Origin of the sequence: Kitasatospora sp. NPDC085895 (assembly GCF_040702125.1) — a bacterium.
GTDB lineage: Bacteria > Actinomycetota > Actinomycetes > Streptomycetales > Streptomycetaceae > Kitasatospora > Kitasatospora arboriphila.
In genome coordinates this window covers 44,976-66,821 of the sequence record NZ_JBFBJY010000015.1, presented here as the reverse complement: position 1 = coordinate 66,821, position 21,846 = coordinate 44,976, and the positions used below count along the sequence as shown (strand labels likewise).

General features: G+C 75.0%; 25 protein-coding genes. 10 read left to right on the top strand and 15 right to left on the bottom strand.

Translation table 11 applies throughout. The features are described 5' to 3' along the window. Positions 1 to 203: 203 nt before the first annotated feature. Positions 204 to 1,034, top strand: coding sequence for a ZIP family metal transporter (locus tag AB0442_RS12645; protein WP_366162517.1), 831 nt, complete (start codon positions 204 to 206; stop codon positions 1,032 to 1,034). A gap of 99 nt (positions 1,035 to 1,133) precedes the next feature. After that, positions 1,134 to 2,399, top strand: coding sequence for an APC family permease (locus AB0442_RS12640; RefSeq protein WP_366162515.1), 1,266 nt, complete (start codon positions 1,134 to 1,136; stop codon positions 2,397 to 2,399). Between the two features lie 197 nt (positions 2,400 to 2,596). On the opposite strand, the gene AB0442_RS12635 is transcribed toward AB0442_RS12640, so the two are convergent. Beyond that, on the bottom strand, positions 2,597 to 3,112 hold the full coding sequence (locus tag AB0442_RS12635; protein ID WP_366162514.1) for a hypothetical protein: 516 nt from the start codon (positions 3,110 to 3,112) through the stop codon (positions 2,597 to 2,599). Positions 3,113 to 3,270: 158 nt separating this feature from the next. Between AB0442_RS12635 and AB0442_RS12630 the strand changes: the two genes are divergently transcribed. Further along, positions 3,271 to 4,485 (top strand): M20 family metallopeptidase, encoded by a 1,215-nt coding sequence (locus AB0442_RS12630; RefSeq protein WP_366162513.1) that lies wholly within the window; start codon positions 3,271 to 3,273, stop codon positions 4,483 to 4,485. 46 nt (positions 4,486 to 4,531) lie between these two features. Here AB0442_RS12630 and AB0442_RS12625 read toward each other — a convergent pair whose 3' ends face one another. Then, positions 4,532 to 5,551, bottom strand: coding sequence for an Lrp/AsnC family transcriptional regulator (locus AB0442_RS12625; protein WP_366162511.1), 1,020 nt, complete (start codon positions 5,549 to 5,551; stop codon positions 4,532 to 4,534). 121 nt (positions 5,552 to 5,672) lie between these two features. Between AB0442_RS12625 and AB0442_RS12620 the strand changes: the two genes are divergently transcribed. Continuing rightward, positions 5,673 to 7,073, top strand: coding sequence for an MFS transporter (locus tag AB0442_RS12620; protein WP_366162510.1), 1,401 nt, complete (start codon positions 5,673 to 5,675; stop codon positions 7,071 to 7,073). A 93-nt stretch (positions 7,074 to 7,166) separates the two neighbouring features. Here AB0442_RS12620 and AB0442_RS12615 read toward each other — a convergent pair whose 3' ends face one another. From AB0442_RS12615 to AB0442_RS12605, 3 genes are all read right to left on the bottom strand, one after another. After that, the gene (locus AB0442_RS12615; RefSeq protein WP_366162509.1) at positions 7,167 to 7,661 is read right to left on the bottom strand and encodes a cupin domain-containing protein; all 495 of its coding nucleotides are present in this window, start codon (positions 7,659 to 7,661) and stop codon (positions 7,167 to 7,169) included. Between the two features lie 36 nt (positions 7,662 to 7,697). Continuing rightward, a complete protein-coding gene (locus AB0442_RS12610; RefSeq protein ID WP_366162600.1) occupies positions 7,698 to 8,015 on the bottom strand; it encodes a cupin domain-containing protein in 318 nt (105 codons plus the stop codon). 210 nt (positions 8,016 to 8,225) lie between these two features. Continuing rightward, positions 8,226 to 8,987, bottom strand: a complete 762-nt coding sequence (locus AB0442_RS12605; protein WP_366162507.1) for an SDR family oxidoreductase — start codon at positions 8,985 to 8,987, stop codon at positions 8,226 to 8,228. Between the two features lie 147 nt (positions 8,988 to 9,134). Here AB0442_RS12605 and AB0442_RS12600 point away from each other — a divergent pair, with 147 nt between their 5' ends. Both AB0442_RS12600 and AB0442_RS12595 read left to right on the top strand, forming a co-directional pair. After that, on the top strand, positions 9,135 to 9,464 hold the full coding sequence (locus AB0442_RS12600) for a CopG family transcriptional regulator (RefSeq protein ID WP_366162505.1): 330 nt from the start codon (positions 9,135 to 9,137) through the stop codon (positions 9,462 to 9,464). Then, a complete protein-coding gene (locus AB0442_RS12595) occupies positions 9,461 to 9,826 on the top strand; it encodes a hypothetical protein (protein WP_366162503.1) in 366 nt (121 codons plus the stop codon). The genes AB0442_RS12600 and AB0442_RS12595 overlap by 4 nt, the downstream gene beginning before the upstream one ends. A gap of 64 nt (positions 9,827 to 9,890) precedes the next feature. On the opposite strand, the gene AB0442_RS12590 is transcribed toward AB0442_RS12595, so the two are convergent. From AB0442_RS12590 to AB0442_RS12570, 5 genes are all read right to left on the bottom strand, one after another. Then, positions 9,891 to 10,331 carry an SRPBCC domain-containing protein gene (locus AB0442_RS12590; protein ID WP_366162502.1) on the bottom strand — a complete coding sequence of 147 codons (441 nt, stop codon included), beginning with the start codon at positions 10,329 to 10,331 and terminating at the stop codon, positions 9,891 to 9,893. Between the two features lie 90 nt (positions 10,332 to 10,421). Beyond that, positions 10,422 to 10,760 (bottom strand): helix-turn-helix domain-containing protein, encoded by a 339-nt coding sequence (locus tag AB0442_RS12585; protein WP_366162501.1) that lies wholly within the window; start codon positions 10,758 to 10,760, stop codon positions 10,422 to 10,424. Next, complete coding sequence (locus tag AB0442_RS12580) at positions 10,757 to 11,224, bottom strand: SRPBCC family protein (protein WP_366162500.1); 468 nt, start codon at positions 11,222 to 11,224, stop codon at positions 10,757 to 10,759. The genes AB0442_RS12585 and AB0442_RS12580 overlap by 4 nt, the downstream gene beginning before the upstream one ends. A gap of 136 nt (positions 11,225 to 11,360) precedes the next feature. After that, a complete protein-coding gene (locus AB0442_RS12575; RefSeq protein WP_366162498.1) occupies positions 11,361 to 11,981 on the bottom strand; it encodes a hypothetical protein in 621 nt (206 codons plus the stop codon). Positions 11,982 to 12,161: 180 nt separating this feature from the next. Beyond that, positions 12,162 to 13,589, bottom strand: coding sequence for an MFS transporter (locus AB0442_RS12570; RefSeq protein WP_366162497.1), 1,428 nt, complete (start codon positions 13,587 to 13,589; stop codon positions 12,162 to 12,164). 264 nt (positions 13,590 to 13,853) lie between these two features. Between AB0442_RS12570 and AB0442_RS12565 the strand changes: the two genes are divergently transcribed. Together AB0442_RS12565 and AB0442_RS12560 are read left to right on the top strand one after the other, a co-directional pair. After that, a complete protein-coding gene (locus AB0442_RS12565; protein ID WP_344624677.1) occupies positions 13,854 to 14,432 on the top strand; it encodes a helix-turn-helix domain-containing protein in 579 nt (192 codons plus the stop codon). A 306-nt stretch (positions 14,433 to 14,738) separates the two neighbouring features. Continuing rightward, complete coding sequence (locus tag AB0442_RS12560) at positions 14,739 to 15,848, top strand: AI-2E family transporter (protein ID WP_366162495.1); 1,110 nt, start codon at positions 14,739 to 14,741, stop codon at positions 15,846 to 15,848. A gap of 35 nt (positions 15,849 to 15,883) precedes the next feature. Here AB0442_RS12560 and AB0442_RS12555 read toward each other — a convergent pair whose 3' ends face one another. Next, positions 15,884 to 16,372 carry a carboxymuconolactone decarboxylase family protein gene (locus tag AB0442_RS12555; RefSeq protein WP_366162494.1) on the bottom strand — a complete coding sequence of 163 codons (489 nt, stop codon included), beginning with the start codon at positions 16,370 to 16,372 and terminating at the stop codon, positions 15,884 to 15,886. A gap of 551 nt (positions 16,373 to 16,923) precedes the next feature. On the opposite strand from AB0442_RS12555, the gene AB0442_RS12550 reads away from it, so the two are divergent. After that, on the top strand, positions 16,924 to 17,298 hold the full coding sequence (locus tag AB0442_RS12550; protein ID WP_363544493.1) for a transglycosylase SLT domain-containing protein: 375 nt from the start codon (positions 16,924 to 16,926) through the stop codon (positions 17,296 to 17,298). Between the two features lie 208 nt (positions 17,299 to 17,506). Here the strand turns inward: AB0442_RS12550 and AB0442_RS12545 are convergent, their stop codons facing one another. Together AB0442_RS12545 and AB0442_RS12540 are read right to left on the bottom strand one after the other, a co-directional pair. Next, complete coding sequence (locus AB0442_RS12545; RefSeq protein WP_363544495.1) at positions 17,507 to 17,797, bottom strand: hypothetical protein; 291 nt, start codon at positions 17,795 to 17,797, stop codon at positions 17,507 to 17,509. Between the two features lie 1,061 nt (positions 17,798 to 18,858). Beyond that, the gene (locus AB0442_RS12540; RefSeq protein WP_366162492.1) at positions 18,859 to 19,353 is read right to left on the bottom strand and encodes a hypothetical protein; all 495 of its coding nucleotides are present in this window, start codon (positions 19,351 to 19,353) and stop codon (positions 18,859 to 18,861) included. A gap of 88 nt (positions 19,354 to 19,441) precedes the next feature. Here AB0442_RS12540 and AB0442_RS12535 point away from each other — a divergent pair, with 88 nt between their 5' ends. Further along, entirely contained in the window at positions 19,442 to 20,293 is an 852-nt protein-coding gene (locus tag AB0442_RS12535) for a MerR family transcriptional regulator (protein WP_366162490.1), read from the top strand. Between the two features lie 30 nt (positions 20,294 to 20,323). Here AB0442_RS12535 and AB0442_RS12530 read toward each other — a convergent pair whose 3' ends face one another. Both AB0442_RS12530 and AB0442_RS12525 read right to left on the bottom strand, forming a co-directional pair. Then, on the bottom strand, positions 20,324 to 20,629 hold the full coding sequence (locus tag AB0442_RS12530) for a protealysin inhibitor emfourin (RefSeq protein ID WP_366162488.1): 306 nt from the start codon (positions 20,627 to 20,629) through the stop codon (positions 20,324 to 20,326). Positions 20,630 to 20,657: 28 nt separating this feature from the next. Next, positions 20,658 to 21,734 (bottom strand): M4 family metallopeptidase, encoded by a 1,077-nt coding sequence (locus AB0442_RS12525; protein ID WP_366162487.1) that lies wholly within the window; start codon positions 21,732 to 21,734, stop codon positions 20,658 to 20,660. Positions 21,735 to 21,846: the final 112 nt, after the last annotated feature.

Below are 21,846 nucleotides of genomic sequence, written 5' to 3'. Positions count from 1 at the left end.
ACTCACGCTCCTCACACGCGCCGGAGGGGCGGAAAGGTTGTCAGTCGGCGGAACGAACCTGCGGAACCGGCGGGCGGAGGTGCGGACCGGCGGAGGTGCGGGCCGGCGCGGCGGACGGCAGGCTGGAGACGACGCCCCTTAGGTGAGGCTAACCACAGTCGACCCGGGGCCGTCCGCCGCCGCGTCCTCCCGGAGGGTGTCCGATGTCCGGTCCGCAGATCGCCCTGCTCGGCGCCGTCGCGGGTGTCACCGTCTTCCTGGGACTGCCGGTGGCCCGCCTGCGCCGGCCCGCGCCACGTCTGCGCGCCGCGCTGAACGCCGTCGCGATCGGTGTCCTGCTGTTCCTGCTCTGGGACATCCTCGGCGCGGCCTGGGAGCCCACCGACGAGGCGCTGTCCGCGCACCACTGGGGGACGGCGGCACAGAACGGCCTGGTGCTGGCCGCGGGGCTGGCGGTCGGCCTGCTGGGGCTCGTCCGCTACGAACGGTGGGCGGCCCGCCGGAACGCGGCGGCCCCGCCCCGCTCCCCCGGCCCCGGTGCCGCGGCGGCCACCGAACGGGCCGTCGGCGCCCGCTCGCACGCCGCCGGCCTCGCCCTGATGATCGCCACCGGGATCGGCCTGCACAACTTCGCCGAGGGCCTCGCGATCGGCAACTCGGCCGCGCAGGGCGACATCTCGCTCGCCGTCCTGCTGGTGATCGGCTTCGGCCTGCACAACGCGACGGAGGGATTCGGGATCGTCGCGCCGCTGGCGGCCGCGGGCGAACGGCCGTCCTGGGGCGGCCTGGCGGTGCTCGGGGTGATCGCCGGCGGCCCGACCTTCGTCGGCACCCTGATCGGCCAGCGGGTGGTCGACGAGACGGTCGGCGTCGCCTTCCTCGGCCTGGCCGCCGGCTCGATCCTCTACGTGGTGATCGAGCTGCTGGCCGTCGCCCGGCGGGCCGGCGCCAAGGAGCTGACCGCCTGGATGATCCTGCTCGGGCTGCTGCTCGGCTTCGGCACCGACGCGGTGCTCGTCGCCGCCGGCGTCTGAGAAGGGTTCGCACGGCCCCGGGGCGGGCCCGTTCGGCAGCCGTACACCGAGGTCGTCTATTGTGCGGCGCGGTCCGACCAGTCCCAGGGGGAGAGAACGATGAGCATGTCGACCGCACCGGCCGGGCAGGCCGGGCTCCAACGGCACCTGGGCCTGTTCGACGCCGTGGTGATCGGCCTCGGGTCGATGATCGGCGCCGGCGTCTTCGCCGCACTCGCCCCGGCGGCCGCGGCCGCCGGCTCCGGGCTTCTGCCCGGCCTCGCCCTCGCCGGGGCGGTGGCGTACTGCAACGCCACCTCCTCCGCCCGCCTGGCCGCCCGTTACCCGGCCTCGGGCGGCACCTACGTGTACGGCCGCGAGCGGCTCGGGCCGTTCTGGGGGTACCTGGCCGGCTGGGCGTTCGTGGTCGGCAAGACCGCGTCCTGCGCGGCGATGGCGCTGACGGTGGGCGCCTACCTGTGGCCCGCGCAGACGCACGCCGTGGCGGTGGCGGCCGTGGTGGCGCTGACCGCGGTGAACTACGTCGGGGTGCAGAAGGCCGCCCGGCTGACCCGGGCGATCGTCGCCGTCGTGCTGGCGGTGCTGGCCGCGGTGGTGACGGCCTGCCTGTCCGGCGGCACCGCCGATCCCGCCCACTGGGCGGTCGGCGCGGACGCCGGGCCGCAGGGCGTGCTGCAGGCGGCGGCCCTGCTGTTCTTCGCCTTCGCCGGCTACGCGCGGATCGCCACCCTCGGCGAGGAGGTGCGCGACCCCGCCCGGACCGTCCCCCGGGCCGTCACCCTCGCCCTGGCGGTCACGCTCGTCGTCTACACCCTGGTCGCCCTCGCCGCCCTGGCGGTGCTCGGTCCGGACGCCCTCGCCGCCACCACCGCCCCGCTCGCGGACGCCGTCCGGGCGGCGGGCGCCCCCGGACTCGTCCCGGTGGTCCGGGCGGGTGCGGCCGTCGCCGCGCTCGGCTCCCTGCTGGCCCTGATCCTCGGCGTCTCCCGCACCACCCTCGCGATGGCCCGCGACCGGCACCTGCCGCACGCACTGGCCGCCGTCCACCCGCGCTTCCACGTCCCGCACCGCGCCGAACTCGCCGTGGGCACGGTGGTCGCCGTCCTCGCCGCCACGGCGGACGTCCGCGGCGCGATCGGCTTCTCCTCCTTCGGCGTGCTCGTCTACTACGCCGTCGCCAACGCCTCCGCCCTCACCCTCGCCCCGGCCGAGGGCCGCCCGCCGCGCGCCGTCCCGCTGGTCGGCGCCGCCGGCTGCCTGGTCCTGGCCTTCGCCCTGCCGGCCGCCTCGGTCCTGCAGGGCGCCGCGGTGCTCGCCGCCGGCGCCGCCGCGTACGGTCTGCGCCGGCTCCTCACCCGCGGCTGACCGTGTCCCACGGCCCGCGGCTCAGGGCCGGCCGGGGCAGGGGGTGTGGTCGGTACGGCCGCGCCGCAGCACGAGCGAGGCCCAGGACCGGGCCGACAGAGTGTCACGGTGCATCGGTGCAGGGAGGCGGTCGGCTCGCGTGCGCCGTCCCCACCGGTCGGGTGGTCGGCCCAGGGCGCGTGGGGGCGCCACCCGGCTCACCCTCTCGGGTCCGGGATGCGGGTGAGGAGTTCGCGGGCGGCCCGGGTGAGGCGGGCGTCGGACTCGGCGCGGGAGGGGCCGGGGGGACGGTCGCTCCAGAGGTCGCGTACCGCGTCGAGCATGGGGGTCAGTTCCTCTCGTGCGCCGTGGAGTTCGACGACGTCCTCGACGATGAGGGTGGCGCCCTCGTGGGGGTCGAGGCGGCCGGCGACGATCTCGGCGGCCCACCAGCGGGCCAGCAGCAGGCCGCCGGGGCCGCCGTCGGCGGGTGGCAGGCCGAAGCCGAGTTCGTCGGTGACCCGGCCGAACAGCTCCGCGGCGAGGTCGCGTTCGGTGCTGAGCAGCTCGGCGAGCGGTGCGAGTGAGGGCGCGTCCACCCCGGCCCACAGGGCGCGGTCGGCCGCGCGGATCAGCTGCGTCGTGTTGCCGCGCCGGCCGTCGGCCCATCCCTGGGCGATGGTGCGCAGTTCCTCCACCGCCTCGGCCGTGGTCCGCGGTTCGCTCGTGGTCATCCCGGCATGCTGTCATGCGCCGCGGGCGGTCCGCGCCGGAGGGTGGTCGGCGGAATCGTGCGTGCGGGTGGTGGCGGGCGCAGGTTCCGTGCGGTTGCGGCGGGCGGGGCGTCCTGCGGGGGGACCATTCGGGGACCGTCTACCCCGGAGGAGTGGCCATGTCGGCTCCCGTTCACCTGTCCGCGCTGCGCGAGTCGGCCGAAGGGCTGCGGCCCGGTCTGGTGGAGCTGCGGCGGGCGCTGCACCGCGAGCCCGAGATCGGGCTCGATCTGCCGCTGACCCGGGCTCGGGTGCTGGCCGCCCTGGAGGGGCTGCCGCTGGAGGTGTCCCTCGGCGAGAAGCTGAGCTCGGTGACGGCGGTGCTGCGCGGCGGCCGTCCGGGCCCGGCGGTGCTGCTGCGTGCCGATCTGGACGCCCTGCCGGTGCAGGAGGCGGCCGAACTGCCGTACGCCTCGCAGGTGCCGGGGGTGATGCACGCCTGCGGTCACGACCTGCACACCGCCGCGCTGGTGGGCGCGGCCCGGCTGCTGGCCGAGCGGCGGGAGGAGTTGGCGGGCAGCGTGGTGTTCATGTTCCAGCCGGGTGAGGAGGGCGGGGGCGGGGCCGCGCTGATGGTCGACGAGGGGGTGCTGGACGCGGCCGGCGAGCGGGTGGTGGCGGCGTACGCGCTGCACGTGGGGGCGGCGCTGCTGCCGGGCGGCTGGGTGGCGAGCCGGCCGGGGCCGATCATGGCGGCCTCGGACACGCTCCGGGTGACGGTGCGGGGCCGCGGCGGCCACGGATCGAGTCCGCACCTGGCACTGGACCCCGTCCCGGCGGCCTGCGAGGCGGTGCTCGCGCTGCAGACGATGGTGACCCGGCGGTTCGACGCGTTCGACCCGGTGGTGGTGACGGTGGGCACCTTCCACGCGGGGACGGTGGAGAACGTGATCCCGGACGAGGCGGTGTTCGCGGCGACGGTCCGCTCCTTCTCGCCGGAGGCGCGCGAGCGGGTGGTCGAGGAGGCGGTGCGGGTGGTGCGGGGTGTCGGCGAGGCGCACGGCACGGAGGTGACGGCGGTCGTCGAGCCGGGCTACCCGGTGACGGTGAACGACACCGCGGAGGCTGCCTTCGCCGCGGACACCGCGCGGCGGTTGCTCGGTGACGACCGGTACGTGGAGATGCCGCGTCCGCTGGCCGGCTCGGAGGACTTCGGTGTGCTGGCGCAGCTGGTACCGGGGGCGTACCTGATGCTCGGTGCCTGCCCGCCCGGGCGCGACCCCTTCACGGCGGCGTACAACCACTCGGCGCAGGCCGAGTTCGACGACGCGGTGCTGCCGGACGCGGCGGCCCTGCTGGCGGCGCTGGCGCTCGGCCGTCTGGAGCGCGGCTGACCCGCGGCTGCTCGGCGCGTGCCGTGGCCCGTCGGGCCGCCCGGGATCACTCCCCGGGCGGGCCGGCGGGCCACGGGTCGATGGGGACGTAGCCGTGCGCCCGGCCGTCCGGGGTGAGCAGCCGGCCGACGAGTTTGACGGTGCGCAGGGTCACCAGCCGGTCGCGGACCCGCAGCCGGTCGAAGCGCCGGGCGAGTTCCTCCTCCAGCCGCCGCAGGTCCGGGAGCCGGCGGACCATCAGGTAGAGCGCGAGGTTGGCCCGGCCGACGGTCACCGCGCACATCCTGGCCTGCGGCAGGCCGGCCAGCCAGCCGGCGGCCTCCTCCAGCCGGGCGGGCGGCACCTCCAGCCAGAGCAGCACGGCGAGCGGGTTGCCGGTGACCCTCGGGGAGGCGTCGCAGCGCAGCACGAGCCGTCCGGAGTCGCGGAGTTCGGCGAGCCGGCGGCGGACGGTGGTGGCGGGCAGGCCGGTCCGTTCGGCGAGTTCGGCGTACGGCATGCGCCCGTCGCCGCCGAGGGCCTGCATCAGGGCGAGGTCCTCCTCGATCTGCCGGCCGCCGCGGGGGCTGCGGAGCTCGCCGGGCGGTTCGGCGATGGCGCGGCGCTGTTCGGCGTCGAGGGCGCCGCCGCTCCACCGGCTGCCCTCGCGGACGGTCCGTTCGACGAGGGACGTCCGGGTGCGCCCGATCCCGGGCACGGCGCAGATCTGTTCCAGCAGGTGCCCGGCGAGGGCGCCCGGGTCGGCGGCGCCGACGGTGAGCAGCAGGTCGGCGCTGCCGGTGACGACCTCGACCGAGGCGATCTGCGGGTGCCCGGACAGGGCGTGGGCGACCTCGGCGACCCGGCCGGAGGAGCACTCGACCTCGATCAGGGCGGTGAGGCCGCGGCCGATCCGGTCCGCCGACGGGTAGCAGGTGACCCAGGCGTCGCCGTCCGCCTCCAGCTTGGCCCAGCGGCGGGACAGGGTCGCCGGGTCGACGCCGAGCGGTCCCGCCAGCCGGGACCAGGGGGCCCGCGGGTCCACCCGCAGCGCGTCCACCAGGGCCAGGTCCAGCTCGTCGATCATGGCCGATCCTTGCGCGGGGAGGGCCGCAGGCGCGAAATCGTGCGGCTCGGGCTCGTGGACCCCCAGGTTAGCCATCCTTACGGCCACCCCCACCGCCCCTCCGGCCCCCACGGATGTGCCCATGACCGAGACCGTCCCCCTTGCGGTCACCCCCGTCCGGACGGCCGTCCGGGCGACCGTCCCGCTGCTCGTCCTGGTGGAGTTCGCCAGCGGCGTCCTGCAGGGCGGCTTCCCGATCCTGCTGCCGCGCCTCGGCGAACGGTTGCCCCTCGACGCCGGTGACCTGAGCCTCGCGCTCGGCGTCGAGTTCCTGGTGTCCGGCGTCGCGGTGCCGCTCACCTCCCGGCTGGGCGACCTGCACGGCCACCGGCTGCTGCTGCGCGTCACCGTGCTGCTGACCCTGCTCGGCGCCGCGTGCACGGCACTCGCCCCGGACCTGCCGCTGCTGCTCCTCGGCCGCGCCCTGTCCGGGTTACTGGCCTGCTGGCTGCCGCTGGAGTTCGCGATCCTGCGCGACGGCCTCGGCGAGGAGCGCGGCGGCCGGGCGGTCGGCCCGCTGGTCGGTTCGCTCACCGTCGGCTCGACCCTCGGCGCGCTCGCCGTCGGCGGCCTCGGCACGGGCGACGGTGCCACCCGTCCGCTGCTGTGGGCGCTCGCGGTGCTGCCGCTGCTCGCACTGCCGGTGGTGTGGTGGTTCGTCCCGGACTCGCGGACCCGGGCGCACGGCCGGATCGACTGGCCCGGTGCGGCGCTGCTCTCCCTCGGTCTGACCCTGCTGCTGGCCGGCCTCGGCGGCAGTGCCGTGCTGCCGGGTGCCGCGGCCGTGCTGCTGCTGGTGCTCGGGCCGGTGCTGCTGGCGCTGTTCGTCCGGCACGAACTGCGCGCCGACCGGCCGATGGTGGACGTCCGGCTGCTGGCCCGGCGCGCCACGGCGCCGGTCTTCGCGCTCAGCTTCCTGCTGGGCTGCGCCCTGTACGGCGCGCAGGGCCCGACCCTGGCCTTCGAGGTGGCGGACCCGGCGGAGACCGGCTACGGACTCGGCGCGGTGCCGCTGCAGTTGGGGCTGCTGTACCTGCCGCAGACCGTGGCCGCGATGACGGGGGCGGTCGTCGCCGACCGTCTCGCCCGCCGGTACGGCGCAGCGGGAGTCCTCGCGGTGGGCTTCGGGCTGTGCGCCGCCGGCTACGCGGCGATCGCGGCGGGGCACCACGCCGTCTGGCAGTTCGCCGTTCCCGGTGCGGTCTGCGGGTTCGGCGCAGGGCTGGGTCTGAGCCTGCTGCCGGGTCTGCTGATGCGGCGTCTGCCCCGCGACCTGACGGGGATCGGCACCGGTGTCTACAACACCCTCAAGTCGCTGGCGGGCGCCGCCGCGGGCGCGGGGGCGGCTGCCGTGCTGGACGCCCTGCTGCTGCGGCAGGGCGTCCCGCGGGAGGGCGCGTACACGGCGGTCTGGACGGTCTGCGCACTGGCCTGCGCCCTCGGCACCCCGATCGCCCTGGCCCTGCGCCCGCGGGTCCGGTGACCGAGGGCGTGCGGGCCCACTCCCAGGGGCGCGTGGGGTGACCGTCCGAGCGAGGGTTCGGTACGACTTCCGCGCCCCCGGGGTCCGCTGCGGTCAGGCCGGGTGGCAGTAGCGGCGGACGAGTTCCTCGTGGCCGGGGAAGCGCCGCAGGAGGTCCTCGACCCGGCCGAGGGTCATGTCGGCGTAGTCGAAGCCGGGCACCACGGCCTCGCTGATCAGGCCGTGGTCGCCGGCCGTGAGGTGGGAGGCCTTCCAGACGCCGCCCGGGACGGCGAGCGTGAGGAGTTGGCCGCGGCCCGGGTCCTGGCCGAGGACGGCGCTCTCGTACCGGCCGTCGGGGTGGAGCAGGTGGTAGGTGATCGGGTCGCCGTGGTGGTGGAAGTGCAGGATGTCGGAACGGTTGAGGTGCCAGTGCCCGATCGGCGACCAGTGCGTCAGCAGGTAGTGGATGGCGGTCACGGCGAACCGTTCGCCGGCCGGGGTCCGCACCGCGGGCCGGTGGTCGGCCTGGTGGGTGCGCCGGAAGTAGCCGCCCTCCACGTGCGGTTCCAGACCGAGTGAGTCGATCCATTGCTGCGCCGTCGGCATGGCGTCCCTTCGTTCGGCCGGGTCGGTGACCGGGGGTCACCCCTCGGGCACCTCGACGATGACCAGTGTGCCGCGGCTGCCGGGGCGGACGGCGTGCCGCGCTCCGGCGGGGACCCAGGCCAGGCCGCCCGGGCCGACGGTGGTTCCGGCGCCGTCCACGACGAGTTCGAGCCGGCCGTCGAGGACCAGCAGGGCTTCGGCGGTGGGGTGGTGTTCGACGTCGAGCGGCTGCCCGTCCATCCGGAGGACCTTCACGGCGGCGCTGCCCACGTGCCCGAGCAGACGGGAGCTCCAGGCGTCGGGCAGCGCGGCGGCCGCCGCGGTCAGGTCGACGGGCACCGGGGCGACGGGCATCGGGTGGGCGGGGGTCGGGTGGGCGGGGGTCGGGTCGATCGCGGTCACGGCAGGCCTCCTCGGCGGCACGCCCCCGTGCGGGGCGTCCGATGCGGTTTTCGGGATTGCCTGGAACCTATCCGGACGGGCGGGGCCGTTGGTCGACCGTTCGGTAAAACTTCGCGGGGCCGAGGGGGTGTCGGTCCGCGGGGGTGTCAGGCCGCGGGGGTGTCAGTCCGCCACCGCGCCGCAGGTGATGTTGACCGAGGCCGCGGTGATGCTGGCGGCTCCGTCCGAGGCGAGGAAGGCGGCGACCCGGCCGACGTCCGCGAGGTTCGCGGCGCGGCCGAGCATGGTCTTGCCGACGATCATCTCGGTGATCGCGTCGCGGGCCGGCTCGGAGGCCGGGACGGTCTCGGGGATGCCGCCGGTGTGCAGGGTCACCACGCGGATGCCGTGCGGGCCGAGTTCGGCGGCGAGCTGGCGGCGCAGGGTGCCGGTCGCCTCCAGGGCCACTTGGAAGCCGCCGATGAAGTAGTCGCGGATCGGGTCGTGGCCGCCGTCGCCGCCGAAGTTGAGGATCACCCCGGACCGCTGCGGGATCATGTGCCGGGCGGCGGCCCGTGCGGTGAGGAACATCGACCGGACGGCGTTCACCACCGGGCGTTCGAAGTCCTCCGGCGACATGGCGGCCAGCGGGGTGCCGTGCACGTCGCCGTAGGAGATCAGGTCGAAGGAGATGTCGATCCCGCCGAACCGTTCGGCGACCGCGTCGGCGTGCCGGTCGACGGCGGTCTCGTCGAGCGCGTCCACGACCGCCGTCTCGGCCGCGCCGCCGGCCGCGCGGATCTCCTCGGCCACCCGGTCCAGCCGGGCCTGCGTCCGGCCGACCAGGTGGACCCGGGCGCCCTCCTCGGCGAACGCCCGCGCCACGGCGCCGCCGATCGCACCGCCGCCGCCGTAGATCACGGCGTTCCTGTTCTCCAACAGCACCCGTGTCCTCCTCCTGGCCGTGCCTTCCAGGGAACCGGCCCGGCGGCGGTCCGCGCGGCATCCCGGCGCGGCGCGTCCGGGTGAACCGGCGGCCGCGCGCCCCCGGATGCTAGCCTCCGATAGCAGGTGCTAGCTATGCTGTCGGACATGGTGAAGCAGACCAACATCCGACTGGACGACGAGATCCGGGCGGCGGCCGAGGAGCGGGCCAAGCGCCGGGGCCTGAGCCTGCAGGGCTACGTCGCCGACCTGATCGAGCAGGACGTCAACGAGTCCCGGGCGGCGTTCCTGGCCGGTGCCCAGGCGTTCCTGGCCGCGTACGCCGACGCCTTCGAGGAGGAGTTCGGCGAGGACCGCTACCCCGGCGAGCCCGCCCGCGGTGCCGCACACAACCCGCACGAGGCGCACGGCACGCACGGGGCCCACGGACCGCACGGGGCCCACGAACCGCACGACGCACCGGGGTACGCCGCGTGAACCTCAGGGTCGACCTCGCCTGGATCCTCGCGCTGGCGCAGGAGATCCCCGGTGACCCGCAGATCGTGGACTACGGCGTGCCGATCGCCGCGGAGGCGCGGCACCGCGCCGAGGTCCTCGGCCGCGAGGTCTACCCGGAGCCGCACCACAAGGCGGCCGCACTGCTGTGCGAGCTCACGCGCAACCCCTGCCTGGAGGTGCGCAACCTGCTGTACGCGGCCGCCGTCACCGCGGCCTACCTCTCCGCGTGCAACCTGCCGGTGAAGCCCGGGCTCGACACGGTGCTCCCGCTCGCACGGGCGGCCCGGGAGGGGCTGCCCGTGCGCGAGGTGGCCGCACGGCTCAGGACGTGGACGGCCTGACACCCGCGACGGCCGCCCACCGGCCCCGGTCGGCAGGTCCGGCGGGCGGCGGCCGCGGTGCTGCTCAGTGCCAGTTGCTGATCCGGACGTCGCGCGGGGCGGGGTCGCCCGTGCCGGTCTCGACGTACTTCTTGAGGCTCAGCAGGTAGCTCGCCCACTTGGTGCTGCAGTGGTACATGAACTCGACCGGCTCCCGCCAGCCCAGGTGCCGGAACAGGACGACGGTGTAGTCGTCCTCCTGCTTGAGCTCGAAGCGGACCTGGGTGCCGATCCACTCCTCGGGGCCGTCGACGACCTCCCAGAGCACCCGCTCGGCGGGCTTCGTCTCCAGGACCTTCATGTCGAATCCGCCGGGCAGGAAGCGGAACCGGACCACGCCGCCGACCTCGCTGTCGCCGGTGGTGTCCTCCGTCCACCAGCCCGCCAGCCCGTCGATCGTGGTGAGGGCGTCGTAGACGGCCTCGGGGGACGACGTGACGCCGATCCTGTGCAGGATGTCGAACATGTCGACACCTCATTTCGGTGTGGGCGCCCGGTGTCCGGGCGCGATCCGGCCGCGCCGCCGCGGACGGGCGGCGCCTCGTGGGTGAAGGGCTCAGCCCTCCTGGCTGCGGTGGACGGCTTCGGCGATCCGCTTGATCCGGCCGAGCCGGGCGTCCCAGGCGGCCCCGACGGAGGACAGCTGGGCGACGGCGCGGGCGAGTTGGGCCTCGTCCACCTCGTAGCGGCGCTCCCGGCCGGACGGGGTGGCGTGGACCAGGCCGACCCGGTCGAGCACGCCGAGGTGCTTGGCGACGGCCTGCCGGGTGACGGGCAGCCGGCCGCTCAGCGTGGTCGCCGTTCCGCCGCCCTCGGTGAGCAGCAGGTCGAGCATGCGCCGGCGCATCGGGTCGCCGACCGCCGACCAGAGCTCGTCGTCGATGACGGCGTTCACGGCGCGGCCACCAGCCGGTCGAGGTAGCCGACCAGACGGGGCAGGAAGCGGTTCCAGCCGCTGTCGTGGTCGCGGTAGGTCTCCTCCAGCACGGCGGCCTCCCAGCCCCGCTCCCGGAACCCGGACTCGCTGAAGCGCAGCAGCGTGCCCGCGCCGGCGGGCACCAGGTCGAAGGTGACCAGCAGGGAGTTGCCGGGCGCGGGGGCCTCGGGGCCGTCGTACACCCAGCGGAAGGAGAACCGGCGGGGCGGGTCGGCCTCCACCACGGTGAGCCGCTCCACCTTGGCGTCCGGCGAGGAGCCGTCCCCGAAGGTGATGACGCCCGTCCCGCCGGGCACCGGCTTCAGCTCGGCCTCGTCGGGCCACCACTCCCGCAGGTGCTCCGGGGTGCTGATGACCTCGTAGACCACCTCGGGCGGGGCGTCCACCCGGATCTCCCGCTCGATGCTGCCGTACTCCTCCATGCCGCCGCTCCTTCCATCTGCAACCTTTGGTTGCAGATAACCCTACGACGACCCCGGCGAATGCGCAACCATTGGTTGCTCGATTCGGGTGCCGGGGGCGGCGGGACGGCAAGGTCGACGGGGCTGCGGCCCGGGCTCAGGCGGTGACCCTGCCGGCGGCGACCAGGGCGGTCAGCGCGGTCCGCTGGACGTACGCCAGCAGGCCGACGGTGATGCCCGCCATCACCAGGGCCATCAGGACGTGGCCGAACGCGGAGGTCAGGGCGAGGCCGAGGACGCCCAGCAGGACGTGGGTGCCGATCCGCAGGCCCACCAGCGCGAACGCCACCTTGCGGGTGCCCTTGCCGCGCCAGAGCAGCTTGGCGAGCTTCAGCCGCCGGCGCAGCAGGGTGAGCGAGACGGTGATGTTGACCGCCGCGAGGGCGACCAGGGCGGGCCAGGCGGACGGGAAGGCCCGCAGCAGGTCGAAGGCACCGGCGAGGACGCCCTCGAACCCGAAGAACCAGGCGGGCAGCCGCATCTCGCCGACCGTGGGCAGCACCTCGGCGGCCGCACCGGCGCCGGCGGCGGTGCCGGTCGTCGCGGCGGTGCCGGTCGTCGTGGTGGTGCCGGTCGTCGTGGTGGTGCCGGTCGTCGTGGTGGTGCCGGTCGTCGTGGTGGTGCCGGTCGTCGTGGTGGTGCCGGTGGCGGTGCTCCGCATGGTGTCCCCCGTGGTGTCGTCCCCGCCGGGGCCGCTCGCCCCCGCGATGATCACCACTCTCCCAGGGCGGCCCGCCCGCGGGTAGCGACGGCGTGTCAGCAAGGGGACGTGACAGATGTCATGGCCGCCCCGCGGCATGGCGCAGCCAGGATGCGGCCGTGCCGACAGGTGCGCGGCGGGTCCGGGCGCACTGCCCCGGGACCCGCCGCGCACCTGTCGCCGTGGACGTCAGGCCGGTCAGCCGCCGACCGACTCCCGCTCCGGCACGGAGGCGGCGACCGGCACCGGGTACGGCGCGCTGCGCCGGGTCGGCACCGCGAGCGCGGCCACCGCGGCCGCCAGGCAGAACACCGCCAGCAGGGTGAACCCGTGGGTGTAGCCGGCCTCGTAGGGGCGGCCGCTCGCCTGCAGGTGGCCGGTCACCAGTCCGGTCATCAGGGCCGCGCCCATCGAACCGCCGATGGTGCGGATGTTGGCGTTCATGCCGGTCGCCGCGCCGGTCTGCTCGGGCGGCACGCTCTGCACGACCAGGTTGCTCATCGAGGCGAAGGCCAGGCCGATGCCGAGTCCGAAGACTCCCGCGGCGAGGGCGACGTCCGAGGGCGCCTGATGCCGGACGGCGAGCAGCGCGCAGGCGGCGGCGCCGAGCAGGGCCCCGGTGACGAGCTGTGCCTTGGCCGGGAAGCGTCCGGCCAGCCGGCCGCTGAGGAGTCCGGAGACGAACATCGCGACCAGCATCGGCAGCATCAGCAGCCCGGCGCCGGTGACGCTGGAGCCGAATCCGTAGCCGGCGGAGGCCGGGGTCTGGACGAAGCCGGGGAGGAACGCCCACACCGCGTACATGCCGCCGCCGAAGAGCAGCGCCGCGGCGTTGGTGGTCCGGACGGCGGGCAGCCGCATCACGCGCATGTCGATCAGCGGGTTCCGGGAGCGGGTCTCGCCGACGACCCAGAGTGCGAAGAGGACGGCGGCGACGACGAGCAGGCCGATCACCGGGGTGGAGCCCCAGCCCCACTTCGCCGCCTGGCTGACGGGGAGCAGCAGGGCGACCAGCCAGCCGGAGAGCAGCACCGAGGACAGCCAGTTGACGCTGCCTTCGCTGCGGTGCGGCGACTCGGGGACGTAGCGGTGGGCCAGCAGGGCCGTGGCGGCGACGACGATGACGGGGAACCAGAACAGCCAGCGGTAGTCCAGGGCGCCGACGATCGGGCCGGCCAGGACCATGCCGAGGCCGCTGCCGACCGCGATCACGGCGGACAGGTTGCTGATGCCGGCGGGCACCCGGCCGGCCGGGAACTCGTCGCGGATGATGCCGAAGGAGAGCGGGAAGAGCGCACCGGCGATGCCCTGCAGCACGCGGGCGACGATCAGCACGGTGATGTTCGGGGCGAGGGCGGCGACCAGGCAGCCGATCAGCAGGGCGACGAGGGCCGCGACCAGCGTGCGCTTCTTGCCGACCATGTCGCCGACCCGGCCGAGGATCGGCGTGAAGACGGAGGCGGAGAGCAGGTAGGCGGTCATCACCCAGGTGACGGTGGACTGCGAGGTGTGCATCGCGGACTGGACGATCGGCAGCGCGGGCGTGATCAGCGACTGGAGCAGCGCGAACACGCCGGCACCGGTGGCGAGGACGCCGAAGGTGAGGCGATGGGACTGGCGGTTCATCGAACCTTCTCGGGACTCGGGGACTCGGACGTCGTGGCGCGGGGTACTGCGGTGCGACGACCACGGGAACGGCTGTGGGTACGGACGTGCTGTGCACGGACGTGCCGTACGGCGGCGCGCGGGCGGCCGACGGGACACGGGACGGGGGACGGCCGGCCGTTGACGGCAGGCCGAAGCGGAGGCCCCGGTGCTAAAGTCGAGGCATGCCTCCACATTAGCGGAGGTACCCCTCCGGTTCAATCCGGGCGTCGAAACGAGGTCACCGTGCCGGACCAGATCGTGGTGAGCGAGTTCCTCGCCGCCCAGCGCCCGCGCCGGGCCGACGCCGCGCGGAACTTCGACGCGCTGCTCGTCGCCGCCCGCGAGGCCTTCGCCGAACACGGCGCCGACGCCTCCCTGGAGGACATCGCCCGCCGCGCCGGGGTCGGCATCGGCACCCTCTACCGCAACTTCCCCACCCGCCGGCACCTCTTCGAGGCGGTGTACGCCAACGAGGTCGACGACCTCGGGCGGGTCGCCGCCGAGGTCTCCGGCGAACCGCCGTGGCAGGCCCTGGCCGCCTGGCTGCGCCGCTTCGTCGACTACGCCATGACCAAGCGCGCGATCCGCGAAGCACTCGAGGGCGAGGAGACCGACGTCTTCCTGGCCTGCCGCCAGTCCATGTACGACGCCGGCACGCCCCTGCTGCTGCGGGCCCAGGAGGCCGGCGAGGTGCGCACGGACATGAGCATCGACGACCTGCTGCGCCTGGTCTCCGGCATCACCTCGGTGGCGTTCCCCGACGAGGAGCAGCGCGACCGGGTGCTCGGCATCGCCCTGGACGGCGTCCGCACCAAGGCCTGAGCCGCACCGGTCCCCGAGCCGGTCCGCGGGCCGATCCTTCACTCCCGGACCGGCGGGCGGCGCCCCGCGGGTGAAGGATCGGCCGGAGGGCGGGCGCCCGTCGGCGCGGGAACAGCCCGGACGGCGCTCCACCCGCTATCCAGGGTTCATGTCGCTTTCGCACCCCGGCCCTCCCGGGCCCCTCCGCCGTTCCCCCGCCCGACCGGCCCCGGCTCCACGGGCGGCGAACCGGCGGGCAGCGGCGCGGAGGGCGGCGACCCGGCGGGCGGGAACGGCGGGGGCAGCGACCGGCGGTGCGGTATGCCGGTGAGGAGACCCGGGGGCGGACGGCCCGACCGCCGCCCGGCGGACGGCACCGGGGCGCCGCCGGGGCTGCGGCACCTCTCCGACTACGCGTGGCGGCTGCTGGTCGTCGCCGCGGCCGGGTACCTGGTGCTGGCGGTGCTGGGGAAGTTCCACCTGATCACGCTGGCCGGGTTCCTCGCGCTGGTGATCACCTCGGTCGTGCGGCCCGTGGTCGACCTGGCCGCCCGGGTCCTCCCCCGCCCGCTCGCGGTGCTGGCCGGGCTGACGGTGGCACTGCTCGTCCCGGCCGGGCTGCTGGCGCTGATCGGCGAGACCGTCGCGAACGACCTGTCCAGTCTGACCAAGGAGTTCCAGGGCGGCCTGGACCGGCTGGAGAGGGCCCTGGAGGGCTCCCCCTTCCACATCGCCCACCAGACCTTCGACGACCTCCAGAAGAAGGTCACCGACTTCCTCTCCGAGCACCGCTCGACCCTGATCAGCACCGCCGTCAGCGGCGCCGGCCGGGTGTTCGAGGTGGCGACCGGCGCGGCGCTCGCGCTCTTCATGTCGGTGTTCTTCCTGCACTCGGGCGAGCGGATGTGGCGGTGGACGGCGGGCCTGCTGCCCGCCGCGGCCGGCGACCACCTCGACCGGGGCGGCCGCGCCGCCTGGAGCACCTTCGCGGGCTACACCCGCGGCATCTTCATCGTCGCGGCCAGCAACGCCGCGATGGTCGGCATCGCCCTCTACCTGCTGCGGGTGCCGCTGGCCCTGCCGCTGACGGTGCTGGAGTTCTTCGCCTCCTTCGTCCCGCTGGTCGGCTCGCCGATCGCCATGCTGATCGCCTCCCTGGTGGCGCTGGCGGGCCGCGGCCCGGTGATCGCGATCGTGGTGCTGCTGCTGATCGTGGTGATCGGCCAGATCGAGGGCCATCTGCTGCACCCGCTGGTGATGAGCTGGGCGGTCAGCCTGCACCCGGTGGTGGTCGCCGTCTCGGTGCTGGCGGGCAGCATCGCGGCCGGGGTGATCGGCGCCGTGGTCGCCGTCCCGGCGGTCTCGGTGGCCTGGTCGGTGTACGCCGAGCTGCGCACCCCGCGGCCCGCGGCGCCGCAGCCGAAGGCCGACGGCTGAAGGCCGACGCCCGGAGCCCGTCCGCCGGGCCGCCGCTACCCGCCGTCCGCCTGGGCCCGCTCGGCGAAGACCTGCAGGGCGATCCGGTAGCCGTCGAACGCCCGGGCCGCGCCGGCGTAGGCCTCCAGGTGGATGAAGACCTCGACGATCTCCTCGGCGGTGACGCCGTTGTTGAGCGCGATGCGGAGCTGGCCGCGCAGCGGTTCGAGCGTGCCCAGCGCGGCGGCGATCGTCACGGAGACGAGGGCCCGCGCACGGGTGTCGAGGACGTCCGTCCGCGGCCATGAGTCGCCGAAGGTGTGGACCGTCGCGAGCCGCTTGAAGTCGGCGCCGTTGTCGGGCTCGCCGGCGCCGCGCACCAGGAACCGCTCCAGCCGCATCCCGAGCAGTTCCTCGGCCGCGTCGAGCGCGGCGGCGTACCGCTCCTGCTCCCCCTGCCCCAGCGCCGCGTCCCGCCCCTGCCCTTCGTCCCCCTGTCCGTCCGTCTGCCGGTCGTCCCTCTGATCGTCGTCGCGGTCGGCCATGGCGCGTTCCCTCCGGAGCGGTGCACGGTGCTCCGGGCCCGTGGTGGCGGCCGGGTTGAGACGGCGCTCACGGAACGGAGCGTGGCGGGCCTTCGACGGACTGCCGAACCGCGGCCCGCGGCCCGGTGAGGGTCCTCACACCCCCCGGGCCGCCACGACGGTGCGTCGTAGTCGACCGCGGACCGGCGCCCCGGCTCCGGCCGTCGCCCGTCGGTGGTGCCCTCCCGCCCGGTCGCCCGGCGGTTCACCGGCCGGCGGGCCGGTCCCGGCGGACGGCACGGGGTACCGCCCGGGGGTGTATTCCCGGTCCGCGCCGAGGGGCGTTGCTACGACGGCAGGTCGTATCAGGGGGTCTTGGCGGTGGCCCCGGCGGTCTGGCAGCTTGGGGCGAGTCGTCAGGCCGCACCGGCACCTGTCCCGCCGGGTGCGGCTCTCCGCCGAGTCCCGCCCTCCGACCCCGTGGCCCCTGTCCGGCCCGGGGACGTCAGCGGGCGGGACACCGGCCCAACCCGATTGAGGTCCTGTTCTTCATGCCCGCTTTTAAGCTTCGTATGCGCACTTCTGCTGTTCTTCTTGCCGGCGCCGCCGGTGTCACCGCCCTGGGCGCCGGTCTGATGCCGGCCACCGCCTCCGCCGCGACCCAGTCGCCGCAGGCCATCGCCGCGCAGATCGTGCCCGCGAACCAGCTGGCCTCGTTCAACCAGATCATCAGCCACGAGTCGAGCTGGAACGTCCACGCGACCAACCCGAGCTCCGGCGCCTACGGCCTGGGCCAGGCCCTGCCGGGCTCCAAGATGGCCTCCGCCGGCGCCGACTGGAAGACCAACCCGAAGACCCAGATCAAGTGGGCCTACGACTACATGAACTCGCGCTACGGCAGCCCGAACGCCGCCTGGTCCTTCTGGCAGACCCACCACTGGTACTGAGCCGACCCCTCGGCACCTCACCAGCCCCGTCCGGCACCGCACGACCATTCCCGCACCGCCCCGGCGGCCGGACAGGGACCCCCGGGGCACCCGCAAGGGGGCCCGGCGCACCGCGCCGGGCCCCCTTCGGGCTGTCCGGACACCGCACGGAGCTCTTCGGGGCTCTTCGGGCACCGCCCGGAGCTCTTCGGGCACCGCCGCGCGCGGGTCACCCGGGCCAGTCGGCGGGCGAGGCCTCCTGGTCGTTCCCCCGCACCCACACGATCGAGACGCCGAGCACCCTCCGCATCACCGCGAATCCGCCCTCCCACCCCCCGGGGAGGCGCAGCCGGCCCCGCCGGATCGCGCCGCTCGCCAGCCGCGTGTCGCCCGCCTGGAGGGTGCCCGTCCAGCTCGGCAGGCCGATGCTCGGGACGCTCCCGGTCAGCTCGGCCTCGACCGGGATCTCCCGGTCGTCGGCGAGCAGCAGCGCGGGGCCCCGGTACACCGGCGAACTCATGCCACCGACTCTGCGCGCGCCGTCCGGTGCGTGCAAATCCGGCCCGTTCCGGCTGCCCCGCGGGGCGGAAAAGCGGGTGACCTCCGCGGCCTTGGATCGACAGGATCCGGCCCGTGGCACTGACGCAGCAGCTGGCGAGGGTGTGCCCCGCACACCTCGACCGGTGCCGCCGGAACGCGGCCGGCTCCCCCGACGGCGATCCGCGGTGGGACCCACCGGCCGGCGACCTGCTCGACCTGGACCGGGCGCTCTGGGGCCTGCTGCGGCACCTCCGCGCGGTGGAGGCAGCACCGGCGACCGTCGCCCTCCTCGACCGCGGCATCTCCGGCGACGACGCGGCCGCCGTCGCCTTCCTCGACCACCGCGAGGTGTACGACCGCTTCGGCGACCCGCCGACCCTGCTGACCCGGGACGCCGTGGCCGAGGTGGCCGGCCGGCTCGGCGCGGTCGACACCGCCGCGGTGCTCGCCCGGCTGCCGTCCGACCCGGACGAGGCCGCCGAGTCCTGCGGCTTCGGCAGGTCACCACGGCGACCTCGCCGTCCACCTGGCCCACCACCTCGACCTGCTCCGCTCCTTCTACCGCGAGGCGGCGGCCCGCGGTCTCGCCGTGGTGGCCTGGGACGACTGACCGGCCGGGCGCGCGGTCGGACCGCCAGGGAGGCGCGCAGCGCGGCGAAGCCGGCGGCGAGGAAGGCGAACCGTTCGCCGACGGGTTCGGCCGTCAGCGTCAGCGGATCGTTGCGACCGGGAGTCACCCGCGCCGAGAACCGGGCGCCCGTCGGGGCGCTCAGCCGCGCGACCGTTCCGTCGGCGAACTCCGCGACCTCCTCCGCGGTGAGGAAGGCGGGGAAGTCGGCGGTGAACGACGGGTGCCGGCTCGCCGTGACCCGCCGGTCCTCCCCCTGGTGTGGACCGTCTCCAGCCACGTTCCCCGCCGAGGTGCATCCGCGGCACATCCACGTCGCTCTCCCGTCTCCACGTCCTGGGCCGGTGGTCCCGCCGGGCTTCCCACCGGCCCGGATCCTGCCACCGGGCACCGACAGGGCCGGGCAGCGGTTCTCAGGGCGCGCCCGCCGAAGTGAGGATGTGGTCGATCAGTTCCAGGGCCGGCGGGAGGTCCTGCGGCCGGCGGTCGCGGGCGCAGCCGGCCGCTCCGCGGACGACGGCGACGAGGGCGGCCACCGCGGTCAGCTCCTCGGGGGTCAGCCGGCCGCCGCGGCGGCGGGCGATCAGCGACCCCCCAGGGCTCGTGTGCACGTCGAGCGGGCGGCCGAGCGCCGTCAGCCGTTCGCCGTCCAGACCGGGCAGGACCTCCTCGAAGCCCACCAGCACCACGGCCACGGCCACGGCGAGGCCGCGCAGCGCGCTGCCCGCCTCGGTGTCGGGCCGGGTGGCCGTCAGTCCGTCCAGCCGGTCGACGGCGCGCAGCCCGCACCGCCGGGCCTCGGCGGACACGCTGCGCCCGGCGTCGTCCCGCGTCCTCGGCCCCGGCACCGTGGGCACCGCGCCGAACCTGGTCACGATCGGCGGCCGCCCGCCCTGCACACCCGTCACGGCGGCCGGTCCGCCCGACTCGGCGTGTGCCGGATCCTGGTTCCGGCCGGCTTGAGGTTCCCCCGGGGGAAGGTCCTAGGGTCGGGGCATGGTGGACGGCCCGGAGTTGCTCACGGTCGGTCAGCTGGCCCGTCGGGCCGGGCTGACCGCGAAGGCCCTGCGTCACTACGACCGGGTGGGCCTGCTGCGGCCCGAGGTGGTCGATCCCGGCACGGGGTACCGCTACTACGGCGCCGGGCAGGTCGCGCAGGCGCGTCTCGTCCGGCTGCTCCGCTCCGTGGACGTTCCGCTGGAGCAGGTGCGGCTGTGCCTGGCCGATCCGGACGACGAGTCCGTGACGGCCCGGGTGCTGGCCGGGCACCGGCTCCGGCTGCGGGCCCGCCTGGACCGTGTCCGGGGCGACCTCCACCGCATCGACCATCTCCTCCAGGACGGAGTCGCCCGAGTCATGACCGACAGTGCAACCCAGCCCGCCGCCACCCCTCCCGACGACGGCGGGCGCCGACTCGCCGTCGACCTGTTCAACGGCGTGTGGCGCCTGCTGGAGAAGGAGGACCGCACGGTGGAGGAGGACGACCGGATGCTGCACATGGCGCACGCCTCCCGCCACCACTGGGGCGAGGTCGGGCAGCCGGTGAACCTCAGTCGCGGCGAGTGGCAGTGCTCGCGGGTCTACAGCGTGCTGGGCCGCGGCGAGCCGGCGATCCACCACGCCGCCCGCAGCCTGGCGATCTGCCGCGAGCACGGCATCGGCGACTGGGACCTCGCCTTCGCGTACGAGGCCCTGGCCCGCGCCCACGCGGTGGCCGGGGACGCCGCGCAGGCCCGCGTCTGGACGGAGCAGGCGCTGGCCGCCGCCGAGGACATCGCCGAGGACGACGACCGCGAGCTGGTGCTCACCGACCTGGAGTCCGTGCCGCACCAGCCGCGCTTCTGGTGATCCTCGGGGTGGCCGCGGCGGCCACCGGGCTCAGCCCGGCGGGCCGGCCGGGCGCTGCCGTCGCTTGAGCTCGGCGATCAGCGGGCGCAGGGCGGGCGGGACCTGGGGTTCCGTCAGCTCGACCGTCCGGTCGCCGCCGGGCGCGTGCACGGTGAACCGGTAGCGCGGGAGGGCGGCCGGCGCAGTGGGGCCGGCCGCCTCCCGGGCCTGCCCGGCCGCCTCCAGGGCCTGGAGGGCGGCGTCGGCCTCGGGCCCGGCCAGTTCGTCGGTGTCCAGCGAGGAGGTGGTGCGCAGGCCGGTGAAGCCACCGCTGCGCTCCAGTGACACGCGCACCACGTCGTTCTCCTTCGCCCGGATCGGCGGTCTACCAGAAGCCCTGCTGGCGGGCGGCCGCGCGGACCACCTGCGCGGCCTCGGGCGGCACCTTCTTGGTCTCGGCCAGGATCCGTGCCTGGGCGGCGGCCACCACGGCGGCGTCGTTGAATCCGGCGGTCGGCCAGAGGTTCTGCAGGGTCTGGTACATGATCAGCGTACCCGCGTCGAGCCCGATCTCCTTGCAGATCAGGTAGAACCACCGGTTGGTGATGCCCGACATCAGGTGCGGGTCGGCGGGTTCGGAGTAGCCGCTCATGTCGCGGGGCTGCGGGTCGCGGCCCATGACCGGGTTGTCGTAGGCGGAGCCGGGTTCGGCCATGCTGCGCAGGGCCTCGCCGGCGAGGCTGTCCGCCATGATCTCGTCGCCGATGAGCCAGTTGTGGCTGTCGGCGTCCCGGTTGTTGGCCCAGGCGTCGACGGCGGAGCCGATCATGTCGCTGAACGACTCGTTGAGCGCGCCGCTCTGGTCGTCGGTGTAGTTGAGGCCGGCGGTGAACTGGGTGACGCCGTGGGTGAGCTCGTGCGCGGAGACGTCGAGGTCGCCGGTGAGGTCCTTGAAGATGACGTTGTCGCCGTTGCCGAAGACCATCACCTGGGCCTCGCCGTCCCAGAAGGCGTTGGCGAAGTCGTTGTCGAAGTTGACGTGCGCGGCGAGGTCCAGTCCGGCGTTGTCGATGGAGTTCCGACCGAGCAGCTTCTTGTAGAACTCGCGGACGGAGCCGAGGTTGTCGTAGGCCAGGTCGGCGTTGAGGCCGGCCACCGCGGGGTCGCCCTCGCCACGGATCACGGTGGTGCTGTAGGAGGCTTCGTGTTGGTCGTCGTAGATCGCCCGGCCTGCGGTTCCGGGGGCGGGAACGGTCACGCCGGCCACGGCGGTGATCTTCGGAGCCGCCGGGGGCACGGTGGCCGCGGGAACGTCCGGGGTGCCCAGCCGGCGGGCCTTGCGGAACTGGGCGGACACCACGGCGGTGCGCTGGGCGGGTGTGGGGGCCAGGCTCTCGCGGCCCTGGACGCGGGCGATGTGCTCGATGACGTGGGGTGGAACGAAGGTGCAGAGGTGCTTCATGGCGGGTTCCTCGGTTCGGATGTCTCGTCCCCGCCGCACCATTCTTCCGTCGGCCGCCCGGGCCCCCAAGGGGCAGAACGGCCCCGCGGCCATGGGTAGATCTGTCCCGGCC

Coding starts and splice junctions, on each gene's coding strand:
- AB0442_RS12610 (WP_366162600.1), bottom strand. CDS start 8,015: ATGCCCGTCGCCCCGGTGCCCGTCGACCTGACCGCGGCGGCCGCCGCG.
- AB0442_RS12635 (WP_366162514.1), bottom strand. CDS start 3,112: ATGACCACGAGCGAACCGCGGACCACGGCCGAGGCGGTGGAGGAACTG.
- AB0442_RS12555 (WP_366162494.1), bottom strand. CDS start 16,372: ATGGCCGACCGCGACGACGATCAGAGGGACGACCGGCAGACGGACGGA.
- AB0442_RS12570 (WP_366162497.1), bottom strand. CDS start 13,589: ATGAACCGCCAGTCCCATCGCCTCACCTTCGGCGTCCTCGCCACCGGT.
- AB0442_RS12640 (WP_366162515.1), top strand. CDS start 1,134: ATGAGCATGTCGACCGCACCGGCCGGGCAGGCCGGGCTCCAACGGCAC.
- AB0442_RS12615 (WP_366162509.1), bottom strand. CDS start 7,661: ATGCCGACGGCGCAGCAATGGATCGACTCACTCGGTCTGGAACCGCAC.
- AB0442_RS12600 (WP_366162505.1), top strand. CDS start 9,135: ATGGTGAAGCAGACCAACATCCGACTGGACGACGAGATCCGGGCGGCG.
- AB0442_RS12580 (WP_366162500.1), bottom strand. CDS start 11,224: ATGGAGGAGTACGGCAGCATCGAGCGGGAGATCCGGGTGGACGCCCCG.
- AB0442_RS12625 (WP_366162511.1), bottom strand. CDS start 5,551: ATGATCGACGAGCTGGACCTGGCCCTGGTGGACGCGCTGCGGGTGGAC.
- AB0442_RS12550 (WP_363544493.1), top strand. CDS start 16,924: ATGCGCACTTCTGCTGTTCTTCTTGCCGGCGCCGCCGGTGTCACCGCC.
- AB0442_RS12525 (WP_366162487.1), bottom strand. CDS start 21,734: ATGAAGCACCTCTGCACCTTCGTTCCACCCCACGTCATCGAGCACATC.
- AB0442_RS12535 (WP_366162490.1), top strand. CDS start 19,442: ATGGTGGACGGCCCGGAGTTGCTCACGGTCGGTCAGCTGGCCCGTCGG.
- AB0442_RS12645 (WP_366162517.1), top strand. CDS start 204: ATGTCCGGTCCGCAGATCGCCCTGCTCGGCGCCGTCGCGGGTGTCACC.
- AB0442_RS12590 (WP_366162502.1), bottom strand. CDS start 10,331: ATGTTCGACATCCTGCACAGGATCGGCGTCACGTCGTCCCCCGAGGCC.
- AB0442_RS12620 (WP_366162510.1), top strand. CDS start 5,673: ATGACCGAGACCGTCCCCCTTGCGGTCACCCCCGTCCGGACGGCCGTC.
- AB0442_RS12630 (WP_366162513.1), top strand. CDS start 3,271: ATGTCGGCTCCCGTTCACCTGTCCGCGCTGCGCGAGTCGGCCGAAGGG.
- AB0442_RS12545 (WP_363544495.1), bottom strand. CDS start 17,797: ATGAGTTCGCCGGTGTACCGGGGCCCCGCGCTGCTGCTCGCCGACGAC.